Source organism: Arthrobacter sp. GW822-FHT05G07, from assembly GCF_058799755.1.
The window spans coordinates 253,045-269,132 of the sequence record NZ_JBXALT010000005.1 but is presented as its reverse complement, the minus strand read 5'-3'; the positions used below and the strand labels follow the sequence as shown (position 1 = coordinate 269,132).

Below are 16,088 nucleotides of genomic sequence, written 5' to 3'. Positions count from 1 at the left end.
TCCCCTTACTTGGTTTCGTTCAGGTTCGGGTTGCGGTCATATTCCGCACCGAGCAGGCCCGTGTTGCCATCCTGGCGAAGCTTGTCCATGTGGGCCTGGAACTCAGACTCGGAGACAACCTTGACGCGGAAGAGCATTTCGGAGTGGTATTCACCGCAGAGCTCTGCACACTTGCCATCGAAGGTGCCCTCCTTGGTGGGGGTGAACCTGATGTAGTTCGTCTTACCCGGGATCATGTCGCGCTTCTGGAGGAAGGCAGGAACCCAGAATGAGTGGATGACGTCGCGGGAGTTCAGCTCCAGGTCCACGGACTTGCCAACGGGCAAGTACAGGGTGGGGAGGAGTTCCTTGTCGACCTCATTGCCGGTCAGGTGGGCCTGAACGCCGGCCTCGTGGAGGTCTTCATTGATGACCTCGCCTTTTTTGTAGTTGAAGTCCCAAGCCCACTGCTTGCCGCGGACGTCAACAACGACGTCGGCGGGCTGCGAGCGGTCATCGATCGCGCGCTGGTCCTGGTCGGTGAAGTAGAAGAACACCAGCACCATGAACAGCGGGATGGTCAAGTAGAAGACCTCGAGCGGCAGGTTGTAGCTGAGCTGCTTCGGGAAACCCGTGGTGCCCTTGCGGCGGCGGTAAGCAATGATGCACCAGACCAAGAGGCCCCACGTGATAATACCGACTGCCAAGGCGGCGATCCATGAGTTGACCCAGAGGTCCATGATCCGGTCAGTGTGGTTGGTCGTGCCGCGCTCTGTTGGCAGCCAACCCTTCTCTACCTCTGGTGAACATCCGGTCAAAACCAACGCGCCGGCTAGTGCCAAGCCAGTGATCGATGTGATCTTTATGCGTCGGCTGCCGGTTCGGTTCTGCGAACTCACAGACGGCCCTTCCTCTTGTTGCTGTCTCCCGGTAGGCCGAAGGCTCACCGGGCACACTAAAAGTTTTACTACCCGATGTAGAGCTTACCGCTATCACGCGGTTTTCGCGCACATGTCAGCGCCGTGGCTCCGAACGGTTTTAAAGCCGGGCGAAGGGGCGCCGACATGCGGCGATGGCTCACATCAGTGGAATGAATCGCCGCAGGCGCAAGACCCGCCGGCGTTCGGGTTGTCGATGGTGAAGCCCTGCTTCGAAATAGTGTCCTCGAAGTCGATGCTTGCACCGCTGAGGTAAGGAACGCTCATCTTGTCCACGACGACCTCAACGCCGTCGTAGTCGCGCACGGCATCTCCGTCAAGCAGGCGCTCATCGAAGTAGAGCTGGTAGATCAGGCCCGAGCATCCTCCAGGCTGGACTGCAACGCGCAGCCGAAGGTCTGTGCGCCCTTCCTGCTCGAGGAGGCTGCGGACCTTGCCTGCGGCGACGTCGGTCAGATTGACCTCGTGCGTGGCCAGTTCGTCGTCGTTGGTGACGAGCTGTGCTCCGGTGCTGTTTTCGTTGGTTGCAGTGCTCATTGGCCTACCTTCTTATGAAGCTCCTGGCGGCGGCGCCGGAACGCTGCCTGCCCTTACCCAATTACGTACGGGTTATAGCTAATGCTACGTCGCGCAGACGCTTAGCTATAACTCCTGACGTAACCACAGACAGCATTTCGTTGTTCCCGGCGCGCCGCAGGAGTTTACTCCTGCAGACCCTCGGCGTTGAGGCGGGCCAGCATCAGAGCCTCGGCCAACACGGCATGCCGGAAGTCTCCGATGTGCAACGATTCGTTGGCACTGTGCGCGCGGGAGTCGGGGTCCTCCACGCCGGTCACCAGGATCTGGACATCCGGATACATCTCCAAAAGATCGGCGATGAACGGAATGGAGCCACCGATACCCATTTCCACGGGCTTTACACCCCACGACTCTCCCAGCGCCCACAGTGCCACGCGCGCTGCGGCAGAAGACGTGTCGGTGGAGAAGGCATTGCCCCTCTCCCCCGGCGTGAACGTCACCTTGGCACCAAATGGCGCATGGGATTCAAGGTGCTGCTTCAGGGAGTCCATTGCAGCTTCGGGGTCCTGACCGGGCGCCAACCGCATGCTGAACTTTGCGCGGGCCGCCGGGATAAGGGTGTTGGAGGCAACATCGACGGCCGGTACGTCCATGCCGATGATGGACAATGCCGGTTTGGTCCACAGGCGCGAGGCGATGGTTCCGCTGCCGGCGAGCCTCACGCCGTCGAGCACTGATGCATCGGCGCGGTAATCCGCTTCGGCGAGGTCCACAGCCACCTCGTCCCGGCCCACCAGGCCCGCCACCGCCACGTTGCCATCGTCGTCGTGAAGCGTCGCAATGAGTCGAGACAAGAGAGTAGGGGCATCGAGGACCGGACCGCCAAACATGCCCGAATGGACCGCGTGCTCCAAGACGCGTACTTCGAAGGTGCCGTCCACCAGGCCGCGAAGGCTGGTGGTCAAGGCGGGAATGCCCACCTTCCAGTTGCTGGAGTCGGCAACAACGATCACGTCTGCCCGGAGAAGCTCCTGGTGCTCCTCAAGGAACGTCCGAAACGTCGGCGATCCCGCTTCTTCCTCACCTTCGAAGAAGAAGGTCACGCCGAGACCGAAGTCCTCGCCCAGGACCTTTGTCACGGCACTGTATGCGGCAAGGTGCGCCATGATCCCTGCTTTGTCGTCTGCAGCACCGCGGCCATACAACCGGCCGTCCCGTTCCTCGGCGACAAACGGTTCCGAATTCCAAAGGCTCCGGTCCCCCGGTGGCTGGACGTCGTGGTGCGCGTAGAGCAGAATGGTCGGCTTGCCTTCGGCGGCGGGTCGGCGGGCGACGACGGCAGGACCACCGGGCGTACCGTCGTCCTTGTTACACCGAAGGATCCGGACGTCCTCCATGCCTGCTTCCTTAACCAGGGCCGCAACGGCGTCGGCGCTTCGATCCAGTTCCGTTGGGTCGAAACTCGGCCACGCAATGCCCGGAATGCCAACCAATTCTTGCAGGGACGCGAGTGTGCTTTGGAAGGAGTCGTTGACCGCCGTGGCCAGTGCCTCGACCGGAGTGGAGCCGGACTGCCGTTGCTTGTTCTGCGGGATCTCCGCATGTGCTGAAGTCATGGGCCACACTTTACCGCCGGGGATTCACCCGCCGCAGCAGGCTTAGCCCGGAGCCGGAGGGGTTCACGGGGGCTAGGGACTCCAGCAACCGGACACGTAACGTGCGCCACCTTCTTCAGGGGTATTCTGTATGGGTGTTCGGACGCAAAAAGGAAGAGCCCAGCGCTCAATCAGTAGTAGATCAGGCCTACGCCACCGCACCGGAGTCCGGTGCGGGAAAGGGCGCCCCAACGCCTAAGCGGAAGGACCAGGAAGCGGCCCGCAAGCGCCCCTTGGTTCCCAACGACCGTAAAGCCTCCAAGGCAGCGGAAAGGGTAGCCATTCAGGACCAGCGGCAGAAAATGCGGCAGGCTCTGGATACGGGTGACGAGAGGTTCCTCCCCCTTCGCGACAAAGGCCCACAGAAGCGGTACACGCGCGATTACGTCGACGCACGCTTCAGCTTGGGCGAGTTCCTCATGTTCGGCGCCTTGCTGTTCGTGGTGATCTCCCTGATCATCCCTCCCACCAGCGCCGGCATCAGCTATGTCCTTATTGGATTCTGGATTATGTTCCTCGCGGTCTTCGTGGATGTCTTCATCCTGTCGCGAAAGCTCCGCAAGCGTCTTACCGAGAAGTTCGGCGAAGTGGAACGTGGCTCCATTTGGTACGGCTGCATGCGTGCCCTCCAGTTCCGCAAACTCCGTCTTCCCAAACCCCAGGTGAAGCGTGGTCAGTATCCCGCCTAGGCGGCACAAACCTTCGCAAGCAAAGAAGACCCCGGACCAGCGGTCCGGGGTCTTCTTTATGCGGCGACTTGCCTGAAACTTGCCTGAAAGGCAGGTATCAGTGGGCTGCCCGCCGACGAAGTTTCACGAGGCCCTTATTGATGCGCGAAGCCCAAAACGGGCCTTCGTAGAGGAAAGCTGTGTAGCCCTGCACCAGCGTTGCCCCCGCGTCCAAGCGGTCCTGAACATCCTGCGGGGTCTCCACGCCGCCTACCGCGATGAGTACGAGCTGGTCCCCCACCGCGTCCTTGAGCCGGCGCAACACTTCCAGGGAGCGCTCCTTGAGAGGTGCTCCCGACAAGCCGCCCGCTCCGAGCGACTCCACCTTTGCGGCGTCCGAGACGAGTCCATCGCGGGAAATCGTGGTGTTGGTGGCAATGATCCCATCAAGCTTCAGGTCCAGCGCAAGCCGTGCGACGTCGTCGATATCGTCATCGGACAGATCGGGCGCAATCTTGACCAGCAGGGGAACATGCCGGCCGGCGGCTTCGTCGGCAGCGTCGCCAACGGCCCGCAGGAGCGGTCGCAACGTCTCCACGTTCTGCAGCAAGCGCAGCCCCGGAGTATTGGGAGAGCTCACGTTGACCACCAGGTAATCGGCTGCCGGTGCCAGGCTACGGGCACTGACCAAGTAGTCCTCGGTAGCGTCGTCCAGATCAACCAGTTTGGTCTTGCCGATGTTCACCCCAATAATCGGCCGGACGTTCGGGTGCAGCCGCTGCAAAGCAGCCCGCGCTGACTTGAGTCTCGGCGCGACTGCGGCGGCGCCGTCGTTGTTGAATCCCATGCGGTTGATCACCGCTTTGTCCTCAATCAAGCGGAACAGGCGGGGCTTTTCATTGCCTGGCTGCGCCTGGCCAGTGATGGTCCCCACTTCCACATGTCCGAAGCCAAGCTCTGACAAGGCTTCGATGCCGTGGCCCTCCTTGTCGAAGCCTGCCGCCAGGCCGAACGGCGACGGGAAGGTGAGCCCCAGCGCCTCCGTGCGGAGGGAAGCATCAGGAGCCGTGATCCTGGCGAGAATCCGGCCGGCACCGGTACGGTGGGCAGTCCGGATCCCTTGGAAGCCGATCTTGTGGGCCTTCTCGGCATCCATCCAGGAGAAAGCCAACTTGAAGAATGTGGGGTAAACACGCATGCTCCTAGTTTTCCCGCTTACTGACAACTCACCAAACCCGTGACCCACCCTGCCGCTAGCATGTAGGAATGCCACTGGAAAATCGTGACGCAGATCATGGAATCCGAAGGGTCTCTGCCGACATCGTGATTATCGGCGCCGGGTTGTCCGGACTCGTCGCCGCAGCCACCGCCTACGCCGCCGGCAAGACGGTGGCTGTTTTGGACCAGGAACCTGAGGCCTCCGTCGGCGGCCAGGCGCACTGGTCCTTCGGGGGCCTCTTCATGGTCAATACGCCGGAACAACGGCGCTTGGGGGTGAAGGACAGCGCCGCGCTGGCCATGTCCGACTGGCTTGCCTCAGCCTCTTTTGATCGCTCCGAGGACCGTGCTGCCCGGGAGTGGGCCGAAGCCTATGTCCACTTCGCCTCGGGCGAGAAGCGGGCCTGGTTACGGAGTCTGGGCGTCGGCATCTTTCCGCTGGTGCAATGGGCCGAACGCGGCGGTTACGGGCCGCAGGGGCACGGAAACACTGTTCCCCGCTTCCACGTCACGTGGGGAACCGGGCCTGCGATTGTTGAACCGTTCCTCGCCAAGGTGTTGGAGGGCGTCGCTGCCGGCAAGGTCAGCCTGCACTTCAGGCACCGGGCCTTGTCTCTGACGACGACGGCGGGCAGGGTCACCGGCGTTTCCGGTGAGGTACTGGAACCCTCGACGGCGGTCAGAGGCCAAGCGTCCGGGCGCGTCGCCGTCGGGAGCTTTGAAGCAACGGCGGATGCCGTGGTGGTGACGACTGGCGGCATCGGTGGCAATCACGCCACGGTGCGCCAACAATGGCCCGGGAACTCTGCTCCCGATTACATGCTCAGCGGAGTGCCGGCCTCCGTTGACGGCGAATTCCTGTCCGCCGCCATCTCCGCTGGAGGTGCCGTGGTCAACGGCGACCGAATGTGGCACTACCCCGAAGGCATCCACAACTACGATCCGGTGTGGCCCAACCATGGAATCCGTATCCTGCCCGGACCTTCCTCCTTATGGCTGGACGCCGAAGGACGTCAGTTGCCGGCTCCGCTCTTCCCCGGCTTTGACTCGCTGGGAGCGCTTAGGCACATAGTCCGGACAGGACATGGATATTCATGGTTTGTCCTCAACCGCACCATCGCGCTTAAGGAGCTGGCCCTCTCCGGGTCCGAACAGAACCCGGATCTCACGGGTAAGGATGTCCGGCTGCTCGCATCACGGTTGCGTCCTACGAGCGACACGCCCATTCAACGTTTCTTGGACAAGGGCATTGACTTTCTCCAGGCTTCGTCCCCTTCAGAGCTCGCTTCGCGCATGAACCACCTCGCAGGAAGCTCCTTGATCAACGCCGCGGAGCTCGAGTCACTGATCCACGCGCGGGACGGCCAGGTGGCCAGCGGCTTGGGCAAGGACCCACAACTGTCCGCCATCAGGGCAGCGCGTCGATTTGCGACGGACAAGCTTATGCGGGTGGCTCCGCCCCACCGCCTGACGGACCCGACGCATGGTCCCCTGATTGCCATCCGGCTGTCCGTGCTGACGCGGAAAAGCCTGGGCGGTCTCATGACGGATTTACGCTCAAGGGTGTTGGACAAGGAAGGAAGGGCCATCCCGGGCCTCTATGCGGCTGGCGAGGCGGCGGGATTCGGTGGAGGGGGTATCCACGGGTACCGGGCGCTGGAAGGAACATTCCTGGGCGGTTGCCTCTTCACCGGAAGGGCAGCGGGCCGCGACGCCGCCGCCAGTGTCTAAGCTAAAGCCATGGAGTGGACGGCTGACATCCTGGGAACCGACTTCCAATCCTGCGGCCTTGACGCCACAGGGCCGGATGGCGTGATCCGGCATGCCACCTTGATCCGGCACAGAGTTCAGGCAGCCCATGCCAATGACAGCCAGTCACCGCCGCAGCGCTCCGGTGCCGTACTTTTCCTGCACGGCTGGAGTGACTACTTCTTCAATGTAGAGCTGGCCGGCTTCTGGGCAGACCAGGGATACGATTTTTACGCCTTGGACATGCACAATCACGGCCGGAGCCTTCAGGCCGATATGCCCGGCGGCTACGTGGCGAACCTGAATGACTATGATGCCGAAATTGAAAAGGCCATCGACATCATTCATCGGGATCGCGCTGGCTCCCCGGCGGGAAGCCTGACGCTGATGGGCCACTCAACCGGCGGGTTGGTGGCAGCACTGTGGGCCAGCCGCCACCCGGAAGCCGTCCAGTACCTGATTCTCGACAGTCCGTGGCTGGAGATGCACGGCAGTTCACTGGTGCGGCGCGCTGCGCAAGCCATGGTGTCACCCATCGCAAAGATCCGCCCGGAGACCGTCTTGAGGTTGCCGGAGCGTGGCTTTTACTTCCGGAGCATCAGCAGTACCGCCGAAGGGGAATGGGCCCTGGACGAGAACTATAGGCCTCCGCTCGCTTTCCCTGTCCGGGCGGGCTGGCTGAGCGCTGTGTTCGCAGGTCATTCTCAGGTGGCCCGCGGCTTGAAACTGGAGATGCCGGTCCTTGTATTGACATCCAGCACCAGCGCCAATGGCATGGTGTGGCAGGAATCGATGCGCCGTTCGGATGCCGTGCTGGACGTCAGCGTCATCGCCTTGCGGGCAATGGCTCTGGGCCGGACAGTCACTTTGGAACGCATCGACGGCGCCCTCCACGACGTCTTTCTTTCGGCCCCCGCCGTACGAAAGGACGCCTATGCGCGCCTTGCCCGGTGGGTCAACGGATTCATGGACAACAACAGGCCCGAGCACCAGTCGGAAGGGGATACATGACCACCACGGACGAGTCGGTTTCACTGTGGCAGCCCGACGTCCTCGGCCACGGTTACGAGTGCATGGATCTGCCGTTGAAAGCTGATGAAGAAGGGCCGGTCAAAGCGACTCTCGTCAGGCATGCACCGCCGGTGGTCCATCCGTCCCCGCATGGCGTCCTCGATTTCCTGACGTCTTTCACCAAGCGCAAACACCGCCCCGCCCCGGCAGATCCCGGCGGAGCGCCGAGGGTGGTTCTCTACTTGCACGGTTGGGCGGATTACTTCCTGCAGACCGAGTTGGCCGAGTACCTGACGGCGTCGGGCTTTCACTTCTATGCCCTGGACCTGCGGAAATTCGGCCGCAGTCTGCTGCCGGGACAGACGCCCGGCTACACGTCCGATCTTGGTGTCTACGACGAAGACCTCGCCGCTGCCATTCGTGAGGTCGAACGGGACGTAGCCGCAAGGACCAGTAATGCCACACCGCCCACCATTCACATGCTCGCCCATTCCTTGGGCGGCCTGATCGCGGCTCTGTGGGCCGACCGCAATCCCGGCCGCGTGGGAACCTTGGTCCTGAATTCGCCGTGGTTGGAACTCCAGGGAAGCAGCCTGGTCCGCAGCATCGCCATGCACTTGGTGGAACCCTTTGCCCGGACCGATCCAAAGCGTCCCTTCAGGTTCCCGGAAATGCCCGCGTATTGGGAAAGCGTCAGCAACGAGGCCCATGGGGAATGGATTCTGGATCCGACGTGGCGTCCGCGTGCTTCGTTTCCCATCCGGGCCGGATGGACAAAGGCAGTTTTGGCTGGACATGCCGCGGTGGAACGCAAGCTCAACATCGACGCACCCGTGTTGGTTCTTCTGTCCGGGAGGACCAGGATTCAAGCCGAATGGACTGCGGACCTCATGCGTGCCGACGCCGTCATTGATGTCGAGGAAACGTCGCGGCGGGCGCTTGGCCTTGCCCGGCGGACTGCCGTGTTCCGCTATCCCGGCGCCCTGCACGACGTGTTTCTCTCACGGCGCACGGTCCGGCAACAGGCCTACCGTGACGTCGCCGTCTGGCTGGCGGCCTATCCGTACTGAGTTAACAGGTACGTGCTAATTGACTGCGGGTGCCGCGTCCACGGCCCCGCCGTAACGCCGGTCGCGTTTCGCATAAATCTCGACGGCGTCCCAAAGGGTCCGCCGGTCCACGTCCGGCCACAATGTGTCCATGAAGACGAACTCAGCGTACGCCGACTGCCACAGCAGGAAATTGGAGAGCCGCTGCTCCCCCGAACTGCGCAGAAACAGATCCACATCAGGAAGGTCTGGTTCGTCCAGGTACCTTTGAATGGTCTTCTCGGACACCGACCCTGGCTTCAACCTGCCAGCGGCGACGTCGTGCGCGATGGCGGAAACGGCGTCGGCAATTTCTGCCCGGCCACCGTAATTAACACACATGGTCAACGTGCAGGTGTCGTTGGCGCGGGTGTAGTCCTCTGCCTCCTCCAGCTCTTTGATCACCGATCCCCACAGGCGTGGCCTGCGGCCAGCCCAGCGAATACGGACACCCCACTCATCCAGCTGGTTGCGCTGGCGACGTAGTACATCCTTGTTAAATCCCATGAGGAATCGAACTTCTTCCGGTGACCGTCGCCAGTTCTCGGTGGAGAACGCATACACGCTGACGTACTTGATTCCGAGTTCGATCGCCCCCGCCATAACATCCAAGAGCGCAGGCTCACCAGCCTTATGCCCCTCTATGCGCGGTAGGCCGCGCTGATTGGCCCACCGCCCGTTGCCGTCCATGACTATGGCCACGTGCTGAGGGATGAGCTCGCTGGGAATATTGGGCGGCACAGCCCCGGAAGGGTGTCCGTAGGGCGCAACCACGGGGGCCGTTCTTGCCGCTGTTGACTTATTCTTCTTTCCAAGTACCACTGTCAGCTTCGCTCCACGTGTTTGAGTGATTTCAGGGCCCGTTCAAGGTGCCACTGGAGGTAACTGGCTACCAGGCCGGCAGCCTCCCGCCTGTGCCGCGGATCCGAAGCGTCGGCGACGCTCCAGTTACCAGTGAGCAAGGCACCGAGCAATACCACGGTCTCCGGCGCCGGAGCCGGCGAGCCCGGGGGCCTGCAGTCGCTGCACACCATCCCGCCTATGGGGGCGGCAAATGCCGTATGAGGACCGGGACGGCCACAACGGGCACATTCGGTAAAGCTGGGCGCCCAGCCACCTGTGGCCAAGGCCCGCAAAAGATAAGAATCAAGAATGAGTTCGGGCGGATGGTCCGAACGGCTGAGGGCCGCCAAGGCACCAACCAGCAGATTGTATTGTGCGGTCCCCGACTCGGTGTCGGCATCCGTAAGTTTCTCGGCAGTCTCCGTCATGGCTGCAGCCACAGTGAACCGCCCGTAGTCGGCTGCGATGCTGCTTCCGTACGCGCCCTTCGCCACGGCCTGGGTGACAATGTCCAAGGTACGGCCGGAGACCAGTTGCAGGTCAGCCACCATAAAAGGCTCAAGACGCGCCCCGAAGCGGCTGCTGGTCCGGCGAACACCCTTGGCAACTGCACGAACCTGCCCATGGTGCTTGGTCAGCAGAGTAATGATTCGATCCGCCTCGCCCAGCTTGTGGGTACGAAGCACCACGGCATCGTCCCGATAGGACCGTGCTGCAAACGACGGATTGGCCACAACTAATCTTCGCACTAAGCCTGGGCCCGGCAGTGACCGCCGGACCGTGTGGTGACGGTATTTCCCGTCACCACACGGCACGTGCTCAGGCCTGGGCGTCCCGGACGGCCCGGTTTACTGCCGAAATCAGGGCCTTGAGGGAGGACGTGGTGGTGCTGGGGTCGATTCCGACACCCCACAAAACGCGCTCTCCGACAGCACATTCAACGTATGCCGCCGCGCTGGCACTGCCACCTTCAGACAGGGCGTGCTCGCTGTAATCGAGCACCCGCACGTCAACGCCGTCGTGGTGGAGTATGTCCAGCAGGGCTGCAATGGGACCATTGCCGTGGCCGGTGCGGCGGACTTCGACGCCGTCGATCCGCAGGTTTGCGTTCATGGTCATGGCGCCGGATTCGTCGGTCTCAGTACTCACGCTGCCCAGACCATAACGACCCCACTGGGCCTGCTCTTCGTCGGAAGGCAGATACTCATCCTGGAAGATCTGCCACAGCTGGGCGCCACTGACCTCTCCGCCCACAGCATCGGTACGGCGCTGGATGACTCCGGAGAACTCAATCTGGGCGCGACGGGGAAGGTCCAGGTTGTGCTCGTTCTTCAGCAAGTAGGCCACGCCACCCTTGCCGGACTGCGAGTTGACCCGGATGACGGCCTCATAGCTGCGACCGAGGTCCTTGGGATCGATGGGCAGGTACGGTACCTGCCATGTGAAGTCGTCAACCGACTTACCGGCAGCAGCAGCGTCCTTCTCCAGAGCCTCGAAGCCCTTCTTGATGGCGTCCTGGTGTGAACCGGAAAAAGCGGTAAAGACGAGGTCGCCGCCGTAGGGGGAACGCTCCGGAACCGGCAACTGGTTGCAGTACTCCACAGTGCGGCGGATCTCATCGATATCAGAGAAATCGATCATCGGGTCCACACCCTGCACGAACATGTTCAGGCCGAGCGTTACCAAGTCCACATTGCCCGTGCGTTCGCCGTTGCCGAACAAGCAGCCTTCTATGCGATCGGCGCCTGCCAGGTAACCGAGCTCAGCAGCAGCTACGCCCGTGCCGCGGTCGTTATGCGGGTGGAGGGAGATGATGATGCCCTCGCGTGGGTGGAGGTTCCGGTGCATCCACTCGATGGAGTCTGCATAGACGTTGGGGGTTGCCATTTCCACTGTCGCCGGCAGGTTGATGATGACCTGTTTGTCGGCCGAAGCCTCAAAGACGTCAGCAATGGCGTTGCACACGCGGGCAGCGTACTCGAGCTCGGTTCCGGTGAATGACTCCGGCGAGTATTCATAGGTAATGTGCGTGTCCGTCAGTGTCTCTTCATACTTCTTGCACAAGCGCGCACCCTGCAGTGCGATATCCAGAATGCCATCTTCGTCCTGATTGAAGACAACGCGACGCTGCAATACAGACGTGGAGTTATACAGGTGCACAATGGCCTGCTTGGCGCCAACCAACGACTCATAGGTCCGTTCGATCAGGTGCTCACGAGCCTGAGTCAACACCTGGATGCTGACGTCGTCCGGAATATGGCCGCCCTCGATGAGTTGGCGAACAAAGTCGAAGTCGGTTTGCGACGCTGAAGGGAACCCGACCTCGATTTCCTTGTAGCCCATCTTGACGAGCAACTGGAACATCTTCAGCTTGCGTGCCGGGCTCATGGGATCGATCAATGCCTGGTTGCCATCGCGCAGATCAACTGCGCACCAGCGCGGAGCTTTGGTGATGACTTTATCCGGCCAGGTGCGGTCCGGAACCTCGACGGTGATCTGGTCCTGGAACGGCAGGTAGCGGTGAATCGGCATACCGGAGGGCTTTTGTGCATTACGCATGACGTGTGGCCTTTTCTCTAAGAACTAAGTGAAAGCTTAGCCGGACACAACGGAACTCCGCGGCGAGGATGGCCCAGCTTCAGATAGCTTTCAGGCCTCGCCGCGGCAGCTAAGAAGAAGCATCGCCGTACGCACAAATTCACAGTAACACGGTGCGTATGATGACAGTGCAACACCTCATGCAACGTCCACTATGCAGACGCCGCGACGGTGGAAACGCCGACTGCAGTGTCCACTCAAGGAGCCACAGTGCCACAGTCGGGGATCTCTCTTTCCAATATCGATCACAGCGTCCGGCCCCAGGACGACCTTTATCAGCATGTCAACGGCGCTTGGCTCAACAGCACAACGATCCCCGACGACAGGCCGCTTGAAGGCACCTTCACGGCTTTGCGGGATGGCGCCGAGTTGGCCGTCAAGGCGATTATCGAAGAAGCAGCCGCCAAGGGTGAGTCAGCAACCGGCGTCGAACAGAAGGTTGGCGGGCTGTACGCCAGTTTCATGGACGAAGATGCGGCTGAGGCAAAGGGCCTGGAACCCGTGCGAGGCCGCCTCGATCAGGTTCGGGCGGTGGGCTCGGCTCAGGAACTGGCCGCCCTCATCGGCCGGTTGTTCCGGTCGGACGTCTCCGGCCTTTTCTCCATCTACCCCGCTCCGGACGCCGGCAATCCGGAACGTATCCTCCTGTATATCGGACAGGGTGGCCTAGGTTTGCCGGACGAGTCCTACTACCGCGAGGAAAAATTCGCAGCCATCGTGGCGGCCTACGGTGACTACATTGCAAAGTTGTTCAATCTCGCGGGTATCCCCGATGCGGAAGCTGCTTCACAGCGCATCGTCGCACTCGAAACCGCCTTGGCATCCCACCACTGGGACAACGTCACTCTGCGGGATCCCCAAAAGACCTACAACCTCAAGACCGCAGAGGAAGCCGAAGCACTGTTCCCCCTGCTCGACACGTGGTTCCAGGCGGCAAGGGTAGAACAAGCCAAACGGGATGAAATTGTGGTGAGTACTCCGGACTTCTTTGCAGGGGCTGCAGCCTTGCTGGAATCCGAGCCACTGGAAACGTGGAAGGAATGGCTGACACTCAGGGTTCTCAGCTCGGCCGCGCCATACCTGTCTTCCGTTTTTGTTTCCACGAACTTTGACTTCTACGGCACCACCCTCAGCGGTACCCCGCAGAACAAAGAGCGCTGGAAGCGCGGGGTGGCCGTCGTCGAGGCGGCCCTTGGCGAAGCAGTCGGCCAGATCTATGTTGATCGGCACTTCCCTGCCGGCCACAAAGCAAGGATGGAGACGCTGGTCTCCAACCTGATCGAAGCCTACCGGGAGAGTATTTCTTCCCTGGGATGGATGGGCGAGGACACCAAAAAAGAGGCGCTGAAGAAGCTGGACGCATTCCGTCCAAAGATAGGTTTTCCCGACAAGTGGATCGATTACTCTGCCGTCGAGATTGACCCGACAGACCTCCTCGGTAACGTGGAACGTGCCCATGACGCCGATGTGGACCGGCACTTGGATGAAATAGGGAAGCCCGTTGACCTGACAAAGTGGCTCATGACACCCCAGACTGTCAACGCCTACTACCATCCAATGCTCAATGAGATCGTCTTCCCCGCAGCTATCCTTCAGCCCCCCTTCTTCAACGCGGACGCGGATGACGCTGTCAACTATGGCGGCATCGGCGCGGTGATCGGTCACGAAATCGGCCACGGTTTCGACGACCAAGGGTCACAGTTCGACGGGAGCGGAGCGCTTCGCAATTGGTGGACGGAGGACGACCGTACAGCCTTTGAATCCCTGACGGCGAAATTGGTTGCCCAGTACGACGCTTTGTCCCCCTACGCGGCACCGGACCATAAGGTCAACGGCAAACTGACCCTGGGTGAGAACATCGGCGACCTCGGTGGCCTGACGATTGCCTACAAGGCCTATCTCCTGAGCCTGAACGGAGCCGAGCCCGAAGTCATCGACGGATTCACAGGATTCCAGCGGTTCTTCATGTCGTGGGCTGCCGGTTGGCGCCAAGTGATCCGCACCGAGGAAGCGATCCGGAGACTGGCCACCGATCCCCACTCCCCCAACGAATTCCGTACCAACGCCATAGCCCGCAACCTCGACGCCTTCCATGCAGCGTTCGCAGTGTCTAAGGCCGATGGCATGTGGATGGAGCCAGGGGAACGCGTCAGCATCTGGTAAACCCGCACAACGCAACGGCCGGCCAGTTCGATAACTGGCCGGCCGTTGCTGTGTGCGGCTAAAGCAGGGAACTTACTGCTGATCGATGTACAGGGGATTCACCTGTTGGCAAACAGCATCGTTGGCCGTTTGATTGACCACATCGGACGGAACAGAGGCTGCACCGTACGCCGTTCCGCTGCTGAAGTCTGTACCCACGTAGAGCTGCACGCCCGCTACGCCCGGAGCTTCCTGGACCTGCGCGGCCGGGATGCCGAAAAGTGTAGCGACGTCGGCAGCCACGTCCGCGAAGCCCGGTCCATAGTAAAGCACCGTCTGATCCACGGGATTAGCCAAGTAGGAGACCGTCTGGGCGAAACCGTTCCCTGTGAGTACGGTCATGAGCTCCTGAGCCCTGGTAGCAACGCCACTGCCGTTGGCAACGGCCACCGGCTGAATCGCTTTGTCGTACGCAGGTGCGGGAGGCGTGGTAGCCGTTGGCTGTGGGGCCGGGCTTTCGCTCGGTGCAGGAGGAGCCGTCGCACCCGGCGTTGTGAGGTCGAGGTCAGCACGAAGCGCAGCGAAAAGCTGCGATGCCTGGGGCTCGATGAGTTCCAACCTGTTAATGTCAGCCGCGGCGGCCTGAGTGGGCACCGCTACGAACGCCACCTTGGAAACATCGATGTCCTTGAGCCGCCCGCCAATGGTCAGCAGCGAAGGAACAGACGCCAGGCCCTCGTCCACAGTCAGGTTCTGCGTGACCACATCCGCGATCTGCAACAGCCTTTGCGGGTTACCCAGTGTTCCCTCATCCTTGAGCTTCCTGGTGAGGGATGACAGGAACGCTTGCTGCCCCTTGATGCGGCCAAGGTCGCCTCCGTCACCGAAAGCATGCCTGGTCCGGAGGAACGCCAAAGCTTGTTCGCCTTCAACCAAGGAATCACCCTTGGCGAGGCGGAGCCGCGAATCCGGGTCAAACACCGGGTCACTGACGCAAACATTGACACCGCCCACAGCATGTGAGAGTTCCTTGACCGCGTTGAAGTCAGCCATCATGAAGTGGTCGATTTCCAAACCGGTCAACTGGTTCACGGTATCCACCGCGCAACCAATACCGGCCTCTGCCATGGCTTCATTGATCATCACGCCGCTGCGGGCAGGGAAGGTCTGGTTATTGGTACGGTCGGTGCATTGGGGCACGTCAACAAGAAGGTCGCGCGGGAAACTCAAGACATTGACGCGTTTATTGTCCGCGGAGATGTCCAGCAGCATCATGACATCGGAGTGGCCATAGCCGGTGGAGTCCTCAGTGCTACCGTATTCGGCGTTCTTGCCGTCACGGGTATCGGAGCCAAGGATCAGGATCTGCAGGCGATCCGTCTTATCGTCCACCAGCGGGTCACCGGCGTTGCGGGTTTCCCCGGCACTCAAGGGCGCCTTGGTGATATTGGTCTGCAGGCGGATAAACCAGAAAGCCGCAAAGGCAACGCCTGCCACCAGCGCAACGGAGACCACGCCGGTAACAATTTTCAACCAAAGCGGCAGGCCTTTGGGCGCGTTCATATGGCGAGGGGTACCGTCGGCATCCTCTCCATGGCGCGCCCCGGTGGGGCCAGCGGTGCCGGTGCCCTGCGGGCGGGCGTCACGACGTCGCACTATTCGGTTTACCTTTCATCAAAC

At 61.4% G+C, this 16,088-nt stretch carries 13 protein-coding genes; 5 read left to right on the top strand and 8 right to left on the bottom strand.

The features are described from left to right. Nucleotides 1–5 precede the first annotated feature (5 nt). The 3 genes from ctaC to AC1RJY_RS10450 all read right to left on the bottom strand — a co-directional run bounded on the left by ctaC (nt 6) and on the right by AC1RJY_RS10450 (nt 3,052). Nucleotides 6–878, bottom strand: a complete 873-nt coding sequence (gene ctaC / locus AC1RJY_RS10460) for an aa3-type cytochrome oxidase subunit II (protein WP_026005322.1) — start codon at nt 876–878, stop codon at nt 6–8. A gap of 183 nt (nt 879–1,061) precedes the next feature. Next, on the bottom strand, nt 1,062–1,454 hold the full coding sequence (locus AC1RJY_RS10455) for a HesB/IscA family protein (protein WP_011774901.1): 393 nt from the start codon (nt 1,452–1,454) through the stop codon (nt 1,062–1,064). 164 nt (nt 1,455–1,618) lie between these two features. Next, nucleotides 1,619–3,052 carry a dipeptidase gene (locus AC1RJY_RS10450; RefSeq protein ID WP_498602261.1) on the bottom strand — a complete coding sequence of 478 codons (1,434 nt, stop codon included), beginning with the start codon at nt 3,050–3,052 and terminating at the stop codon, nt 1,619–1,621. 134 nt (nt 3,053–3,186) lie between these two features. Between AC1RJY_RS10450 and AC1RJY_RS10445 the strand changes: the two genes are divergently transcribed. Then, nucleotides 3,187–3,780: a DUF3043 domain-containing protein gene (locus AC1RJY_RS10445; protein WP_498602260.1), complete on the top strand. Its 594-nt coding sequence runs from the start codon at nt 3,187–3,189 to the stop codon at nt 3,778–3,780. Nucleotides 3,781–3,877: 97 nt separating this feature from the next. Here the strand turns inward: AC1RJY_RS10445 and AC1RJY_RS10440 are convergent, their stop codons facing one another. Further along, entirely contained in the window at nt 3,878–4,957 is a 1,080-nt protein-coding gene (locus tag AC1RJY_RS10440) for a quinone-dependent dihydroorotate dehydrogenase (RefSeq protein WP_014921949.1), read from the bottom strand. Nucleotides 4,958–5,025: 68 nt separating this feature from the next. On the opposite strand from AC1RJY_RS10440, the gene AC1RJY_RS10435 reads away from it, so the two are divergent. Genes AC1RJY_RS10435 through AC1RJY_RS10425 form a run of 3 tightly spaced genes read left to right on the top strand, consistent with a single transcriptional unit; the run spans nt 5,026 to nt 8,807 of the window. Continuing rightward, nucleotides 5,026–6,708: an FAD-binding dehydrogenase gene (locus AC1RJY_RS10435; RefSeq protein WP_498602259.1), complete on the top strand. Its 1,683-nt coding sequence runs from the start codon at nt 5,026–5,028 to the stop codon at nt 6,706–6,708. 9 nt (nt 6,709–6,717) lie between these two features. Then, a complete protein-coding gene (locus tag AC1RJY_RS10430) occupies nt 6,718–7,737 on the top strand; it encodes an alpha/beta hydrolase (RefSeq protein WP_011774906.1) in 1,020 nt (339 codons plus the stop codon). Further along, nucleotides 7,734–8,807: an alpha/beta hydrolase gene (locus tag AC1RJY_RS10425; RefSeq protein WP_498602258.1), complete on the top strand. Its 1,074-nt coding sequence runs from the start codon at nt 7,734–7,736 to the stop codon at nt 8,805–8,807. The genes AC1RJY_RS10430 and AC1RJY_RS10425 overlap by 4 nt, the downstream gene beginning before the upstream one ends. A 15-nt stretch (nt 8,808–8,822) precedes the next feature. On the opposite strand, the gene AC1RJY_RS10420 is transcribed toward AC1RJY_RS10425, so the two are convergent. The 3 genes from AC1RJY_RS10420 to leuA all read right to left on the bottom strand — a co-directional run bounded on the left by AC1RJY_RS10420 (nt 8,823) and on the right by leuA (nt 12,227). Beyond that, the gene (locus AC1RJY_RS10420; RefSeq protein WP_014921952.1) at nt 8,823–9,647 is read right to left on the bottom strand and encodes an isoprenyl transferase; all 825 of its coding nucleotides are present in this window, start codon (nt 9,645–9,647) and stop codon (nt 8,823–8,825) included. 2 nt (nt 9,648–9,649) lie between these two features. Continuing rightward, nucleotides 9,650–10,402, bottom strand: a complete 753-nt coding sequence (gene recO / locus AC1RJY_RS10415) for a DNA repair protein RecO (RefSeq protein ID WP_043470293.1) — start codon at nt 10,400–10,402, stop codon at nt 9,650–9,652. Nucleotides 10,403–10,487: 85 nt separating this feature from the next. After that, nucleotides 10,488–12,227, bottom strand: a complete 1,740-nt coding sequence (gene leuA, locus AC1RJY_RS10410) for a 2-isopropylmalate synthase (RefSeq protein WP_011774910.1) — start codon at nt 12,225–12,227, stop codon at nt 10,488–10,490. Between the two features lie 249 nt (nt 12,228–12,476). Between leuA and AC1RJY_RS10405 the strand changes: the two genes are divergently transcribed. Continuing rightward, nucleotides 12,477–14,429, top strand: a complete 1,953-nt coding sequence (locus tag AC1RJY_RS10405; RefSeq protein ID WP_498602257.1) for a M13 family metallopeptidase — start codon at nt 12,477–12,479, stop codon at nt 14,427–14,429. 72 nt (nt 14,430–14,501) lie between these two features. On the opposite strand, the gene AC1RJY_RS10400 is transcribed toward AC1RJY_RS10405, so the two are convergent. Further along, a complete protein-coding gene (locus AC1RJY_RS10400; protein WP_011774912.1) occupies nt 14,502–16,064 on the bottom strand; it encodes an LCP family protein in 1,563 nt (520 codons plus the stop codon). Nucleotides 16,065–16,088 lie beyond the last annotated feature (24 nt).

Bases quoted from the DNA above. Each gene is read 5' to 3' on its own strand.
- AC1RJY_RS10455 (WP_011774901.1), bottom strand. From the start codon at position 1,454: ATGAGCACTGCAACCAACGAAAACAGCACCGGAGCACAGCTCGTCACC.
- AC1RJY_RS10450 (WP_498602261.1), bottom strand. From the start codon at position 3,052: ATGACTTCAGCACATGCGGAGATCCCGCAGAACAAGCAACGGCAGTCC.
- AC1RJY_RS10440 (WP_014921949.1), bottom strand. From the start codon at position 4,957: ATGCGTGTTTACCCCACATTCTTCAAGTTGGCTTTCTCCTGGATGGAT.
- AC1RJY_RS10435 (WP_498602259.1), top strand. From the start codon at position 5,026: ATGCCACTGGAAAATCGTGACGCAGATCATGGAATCCGAAGGGTCTCT.
- AC1RJY_RS10430 (WP_011774906.1), top strand. From the start codon at position 6,718: ATGGAGTGGACGGCTGACATCCTGGGAACCGACTTCCAATCCTGCGGC.
- AC1RJY_RS10425 (WP_498602258.1), top strand. From the start codon at position 7,734: ATGACCACCACGGACGAGTCGGTTTCACTGTGGCAGCCCGACGTCCTC.
- leuA (WP_011774910.1), bottom strand. From the start codon at position 12,227: ATGCGTAATGCACAAAAGCCCTCCGGTATGCCGATTCACCGCTACCTG.